The sequence below is a fragment of the Loktanella sp. DJP18 genome, from assembly GCF_049310965.1.
Taxonomy (GTDB): domain Bacteria; phylum Pseudomonadota; class Alphaproteobacteria; order Rhodobacterales; family Rhodobacteraceae; genus Loktanella.
In genome coordinates, this window is sequence record NZ_JBMERN010000186.1 from 1 (window position 1) to 5494 (window position 5494).

Sequence of the window (5494 nt, forward strand, 5' to 3'; positions counted from 1 at the left end):
GTCTGGTTGGAAGGGCTCATTGCCGACCTTCGCTGCAGATACACCCCGAAAAAAATGGTTCGTGGTCCTCAGCGTCTGCTTTCTTAGGACGTGCCCATCTAGTTTGCAGGTGCAGCGAATGTCGGCAAACCGCCGATCCTGCCCTCGGTTGCAGTTGCAACGGACAACCGAGCCAGCCGAACTTTGTTGTGCACAGATAATCTTAATAAAGTTGGCTTCTGAAGATCAAGGCGCGAGGCTAGTCCGAACCTTCGCATCTGATCAACACCGTCGCGTCGCGTAATTGGTCCGCTAGGTCTTCCGGGGCAATCTCATCGGACAGATCGGTCGTCGTGACAGCAACGTCATTCAGTCCGGCAAACATCGCACCCATTGCGCCACGGATTCCGAAGTTGATGCTCTGGGGTGCCACCCCGGCCCGTTCCCGCGTAAATTCCTCGTCCAGCATCGCAACGACCACCCCAACTACCCGTCCATATCGATCGACGATCGGACCGCCGGAGTTGCCAGGCTGAACCGGCGCGGAAATCTGCATGCGCGTCGCATCCTCTAGGCCCTCCATCGAGGAGATGCTGCCACGGGTGATGTTCAATCCGCTCAGGATGCCTTGCAGCGGAAAACCGGCGACGGTGATGTCACTGTTCAAACGCGCGGGCTTGGATGCGAAGGACAGGAAGTGCGTGGTCTTGCGCGGCGTCTGGGGTGTCAGGATTGCAAGGTCAAATGGCTCCGACGCGGAGACGACACGCAAAGGGTCACCATCGACGGTCAGACTATCGCAACCTTTGACCACATGCGCGTTGGTCATGATCGCGGCGTCTTCATTGATGTAGAAGCCGGACCCAGTGGCGCTGAACCGCTCTTTCGGTAATGGCGATGCCGCGGGTGGCTGCGCCGGTGCGGATGTGGCCGCGACGTCTGCACTGCGACCTGCGTCGTATTCGCCGACGGCTGCGGTCACCAACGTCGTCAGGTGACCACTGTTAGGTGCGTCGAGCGTAGCAGATCTTCCGATCTGGAACGTGGAGGCCATCAGCGCAGGGCGGTTGGTCGTATCTTCGAGCTGGTTCACGATAAGGGCCGTGGTCCAGAGACCGTCGGCAGGGTCGCGCAGGGACCGCGCGTAGGAGTAGAGATTGCCGGCCTTGCTACCTGACACCACTTGGCCGTCAGACTGGCTTTCGTAAAGCGGCCCCCAGTTGTCGCTGTCCGTGCGCAGCGTGACGTGAAAGTCCACGACGTCCGCCTCGTTGCCGACGTAGAAGCGCACGATGACCGACCCATCGAAACTGTCGATCTCATGGGTGCGATCCTGCGTGTTCTCGACCGCGGACATGGACCCCATCGGGTAGGAGATGCTCGCGTTTACCGAAGGCATGTAGAAGTTTGTCCACTGGCCGTCTTCGAGCGCGTTCGCTGTCAAGATCGTCAGGACAGCGGCGCTCCGATTGCTGTCCGGCCAGTTCTTCTTTCTTAGGAAGGCATCATAAGCGGTCTGACTGCCACGCCCCCAGTCGCCGTCGATCAATCCGCTGTAGGTGCCCTCCAGCGCGAGGCCGGCCTGCAGGTATCGTTTTTCCTGTGTGTCCAGCGGGCGGGCATCAAATGGTGTGTCCAGCATGGCGGTAGTGTCAGACGTTGCCGCACTCTCCGCGGGACGGCTCCACGCAATCCGAACGTAGGCTTCCCCGGTCGAACAGTAGCTGTCCGGGGGAATGGCGCGACGTCCAACGAGAGAGGTCAGGAAGTCGGTCGATCCCGCATCGGCTGTCGTGCCAACCGAAATGGCATACCAACCGTTCTCGCTGGCATATATCGCTTCTGCGTCGGTGGCGTTGTCGCGGATGTAGGCGAAAGCGTCATCCAGGGTCTGGCGTGACGCCACGATGATCGCGCAGTCGCCGGGCCTCACGAAATTAGCCAGTGAGGCGGTCGGCACGCTCAAGGCAAGGATAAACACAAAAATCCGGGCGAACAAACGGCCACCTCCAATACGTTGCCACAACGTTAAGATGTGAGGATCGACTGGGTCAAATGATGTCTGACATTGGTCAACAACATGGCAGTGGTCGCGTCGCTTTCGGCAGTGTCCTGCGCAGACCCATTGAGCTTCTCGCTATAAAGAATGTGCAGCACGTCGCTGCTTGTTCTTATGGAAAGAAAACATGAAAAGACCTTACGCAGACACCGAGCTCGCGGACTTCATCGCGAAGCGCGTGCTACAATTAAAACCCAAAAGCCAGATCGATATCGCCCGGGAAGCAGGTTTCCCGAACCCGAACGTAATTTCGATGCTGAAGTCCGGCGCGACGAAACTGCCGCTGGACCGTGTTCTCGCACTCGCCACTGCGATGGAGTGCGATCCACGCCGCCTCTTCCTGCTCGCGCTGCAGCAGCAGGGCTACGAGACCGAACAGGCAGCCATCGCGCAGATCTTCGGCACGATTGTAACCGCCAACGAGATGATCTGGTTGGAGGAGCTGCGTGACGCCTCCGGACGCAGCGACCCGTCCCTCACTACGAGGTCCCGCACAGCCCTCCGCGCGATCTTTTCGAAATGACCCGCGGGGATGACGGTGGGTTCACGCTGCCGATACGCGAGCCTTTGACTGATCCGGAACGACGCTGGATGGAGACCATGCGGTCCATAGTCGGTGGTCATCTGCCTCCGCTGACGCTGGGATTGACACAAGACCTGCAGAAGATAATGACCAGAAAGAAGGGCCAATAACTTCCTGCTGCGACCGCGACTCGTGATGGACCAGTATCCAACAGCCATCACGAGCGCAACGCAGCGTATCGCTAGGAGGAATGGCTCGACTTACAGAGCGATGTCCTAGGAAATACGTGGATGCTGACGGGGATGCCTTGGGGTGCCGGGCAGACGGGGTGGTTAATCCTGCCCATGAAGGCACTCCGCGGGCTCCCATTGTGGGTGCTATCTCCACTTCCCGGAGGCCTGTCGCACCTACCAGCGGTGCAGCCTTGTGCGTGGCGCGATTAGGAATACGCTCCGGATGAACCGCTATCAATCCTAACATCCGGGCTCGGATGCAGGCAGTGGAGATCGACCTTGCAAGAACCGAACCTTGTGCTGTTCATCGTCCGGATCGCCAGCGCCGCGGCGCTGCTGATCTGGTCTGTGCGCCTTGTTCGGACCGGCGTGGAACGCGCCTTTGTCGTGCAATTGCGCCAATGGCTACGTCGGTCGGCACGCAGTCGGTTTCTGGCGGCTGCCACCGGCGTCGCGTCGGCGGTCTTGCTGCAAAGCTCCACCGCTGTGGCCATTCTGGTGACGGGCTTCGTATCGTCCGGTGCGGTCGCAGCGGCGGTGGGGCTTGCGATCCTGCTGGGTGCGGACATTGGGTCTGCGGTGGTGGCCAAAATGCTGCTGTTGCGTCTGTCGATTCTGGAATCGCTGCTGTTGCTGCTTGGCGTCGGTTTGTTCATGCGCAGTTCCTCTCAACGCCTGCGGCAGACAGGGCGCATCCTGATCGGGCTGGCGCTGATCTTTATCTCACTGGACATGATCCGCGCCGCGACGGCGCCGTTGGTCGATAGCACCGGGGCGGCAGCAGTCATGCAATATCTGGCCCGGGACATCCTGACTGCCTTTCTGATCGGTGCCGCCTTCGCCTGGGTGGTGCATTCTAGCGTCGCCGCCGTGCTGTTGTTCGTCACGCTGGTGGCGCAAGGCCTGCTGCCGCAATCGGCGGCGGTCGCGATGGTGCTGGGGGCCAATCTGGGCGGGTCGATGATCGCCTATCTGCTGACCTATTCCGCCCCGATCGAGGCGCGGCGCATCGTCGTGTCAAATCTGGCGATCCGGGGTGGAGGGGCGGCGCTGGCGCTGTCCAGCCTGACGCTTGCGGCACCGTCGCTGGCTTGGTTGGGGGCGACGGACGCTGCGGTGGTGATCAACCTGCACCTCGCATTCAATGTCATCGTCACGCTTGCCGCTTTGCCATTTCTGAAGCCCATGATGCGGTTGGCAGAGGCGACGATGCCCCAACGTCCGGACCCAGCCACCGGCACCGGGCCGATCAGCGCACTCGACACCGCAGCCTTGGCGCACCCCGACCGGGCGCTATCCTGCGCTGCGCGCGAGATAATGCACATGGGCGAGATCACCGAGACCATGCTGCGTTCAGGTGAGGCGATCTATCACAGTTGGGACAAGGAAAACGCCGACTCCATCTTGAAGCGCGCGGCGCAGGTAAGGTCCATGCATTTCGAGCTGAAGCTCTATCTCGCGCGGTTGCACCACGCGGAACTGGACAAGTCGACTGTGGACCGGTCGCTGCATTTGTCGACGGTCGCGGTGAACATCGACGGCGCGGCGGACATGATTGCGCGAAACATGGTGCATCTGGCCCGGAGGCTTAATGATGAGGGGCTGAGTTTTTCACAGCAAGGCAAAGACGAGATCAGCAATTTTTTCGACCGGGTTCAGGCCAATGCGCAATTGGCGCTCAGCGTAATGATGACCGCAAATCCCGCCGAGGCCCGCCAATTGGTCGCCCAGAAGGAAGACGTCAGAACGATCGAGCAGGATCTGCAGCGCAAGCACCTGCGCCGCCTGCAACAAGGCCGTGCAGAAAGCATCGAAACCAGCAACATCCATCAAGAAACCCTGCGTGCGCTGAAATTCGTTAACACCGCCTTTTCAATGGTTGCGCATCCGATCCTGCTGGAATCCGGCGACCTTTTGGATAGTCGTCTGACCGAGCGTGTCTGACCCGCGCTAGATTCGGCCCCCGGTCTGCATATCGAACAGATGCACGCTGCCTACGTCCGGCACGACATGCAGCGTGCCGCCTTCGGTTGGGCGCTGCGCACCCGGCACGCGCACGACCAGTTCGACCGCAGGATCATCCTGCAGGACGGTATGCGCGTAGGCATCCGCACCCAGCGTTTCGACCGCGCGCACCCGCAGCGGCAGCGCACCGGCATGGCTCGCCTCCACGGTTCTGAGGTGCTCCGGGCGCAGACCGGCTGTCACTGCCCTGCCCAGATGGCTTGCTGATACCGGCAGCGCAATCGTCTGGCCACTCGCCACAAGCAAGCCTTCGGTCCCAAGCGTGCCGCTGACGAAATTCATCGCCGGCGACCCGATAAAACCGGCAACAAAGACATTGGCGGGCCGGTCATAGATCGCCATCGGCGTGTCGATCTGCTCGGCAACGCCCGCGTTCATCACGACCAACCGGTCCGCCAAGGTCATCGCCTCGGTCTGATCGTGGGTGACGTAAAGCGACGTGGTCCCTACAGTGCGCTGCATCTCCTTGATCTGCAGGCGCATCTGCACCCGCAGCTTGGCGTCGAGGTTCGACAGCGGCTCGTCGAACAGGAACGCCGCTGGATCGCGGACAAGGGCGCGGCCCATCGCGACCCGCTGCCGCTGTCCGCCCGACAGGGCGCGTGGCTTGCGGTCGAGGAAGTCCGTCAGGTTCAGCATCCCCGCCGCCTTGTCTACCCGCGCCTTGATCTCGGC

The 5494-nt window shown here is 61.1% G+C and carries 4 protein-coding genes; 2 read left to right on the forward strand and 2 right to left on the reverse strand.

Going from position 1 to position 5494, the window contains the following annotated elements; all coding sequences use genetic code 11:
* Positions 1 to 238: 238 nt before the first annotated feature.
* A complete protein-coding gene (locus ACOI1H_RS23300) occupies positions 239 to 1960 on the reverse strand; it encodes a S1 family peptidase (protein WP_422440546.1) in 1722 nt (573 codons plus the stop codon).
* 205 nt (positions 1961 to 2165) lie between these two features.
* Here ACOI1H_RS23300 and ACOI1H_RS23305 point away from each other — a divergent pair, with 205 nt between their 5' ends.
* Positions 2166 to 2561 carry an XRE family transcriptional regulator gene (locus tag ACOI1H_RS23305; protein WP_422440548.1) on the forward strand — a complete coding sequence of 132 codons (396 nt, stop codon included), beginning with the start codon at positions 2166 to 2168 and terminating at the stop codon, positions 2559 to 2561.
* 512 nt (positions 2562 to 3073) lie between these two features.
* Complete coding sequence (locus ACOI1H_RS23310) at positions 3074 to 4738, forward strand: Na/Pi cotransporter family protein (protein ID WP_422440549.1); 1665 nt, start codon at positions 3074 to 3076, stop codon at positions 4736 to 4738.
* Positions 4739 to 4744: 6 nt separating this feature from the next.
* Here ACOI1H_RS23310 and ACOI1H_RS23315 read toward each other — a convergent pair.
* The coding region (locus ACOI1H_RS23315; RefSeq protein ID WP_422440550.1) for an ATP-binding cassette domain-containing protein at positions 4745 to 5494 on the reverse strand (750 nt) is incomplete at its 5' end.

Excerpts from the sequence above, each read along its gene's own strand:
- ACOI1H_RS23305 (WP_422440548.1), top strand. The coding sequence starts at position 2,166 with ATGAAAAGACCTTACGCAGACACCGAGCTCGCGGACTTCATCGCGAAG.